Source organism: Methylocystis suflitae (assembly GCF_024448135.1).
Lineage (GTDB): Bacteria > Pseudomonadota > Alphaproteobacteria > Rhizobiales > Beijerinckiaceae > Methylocystis > Methylocystis suflitae.
Genome location: NZ_JAMRYX010000029.1, coordinates 1 through 422, shown reverse-complemented (window position 1 = coordinate 422; position 422 = coordinate 1). Strand labels below are relative to the sequence as shown.

The 422-nt window shown below is 52.1% G+C and carries 1 pseudogene; it reads left to right on the top strand.

The annotated features are described in order from the left end of the window. Positions 1–54: 54 nt before the first annotated feature. Positions 55–422 (top strand): annotated as a pseudogene (locus tag NEI07_RS02250) (sugar transferase); the annotation flags it as partial.

Here is a 422-nt window from a genome sequence, read left to right as displayed (position 1 = left end):
AATTCATGCATATTAAACGGCCGAGAAGTTTACATATTTGACGGAAATCTTATCATGCGCATGCACGTTCCGACGTCAAAGGCAGGCTTTTCGAAACTGGCGCCACTCGATGTTTTCTGGGCGATTACAGCCCCGATCATCGCTTTGGCGCTGCGCGATCCGAACTTTCTCGTCGCTCGCGATTTAACGGAAGGCATTCCTGCGAGCTATCTATATGTGCTTGTCACAATCATATGTGCGATCCCCGCCTTCTTAGTGTTCCGTATTAGCGATGGAATGAACCATCTGTTTTCCGTTCACGACGCTTTCGCCGTTTGTGCCGCTGTCGCAGCGACGGTCGCTTCCAGCAGCCTTTTCCTGTTCGTTTTGACTCGCCTCGATGGCGTGCCGCGCTCTACACCGCTCATTTGCGGACTGGTCCT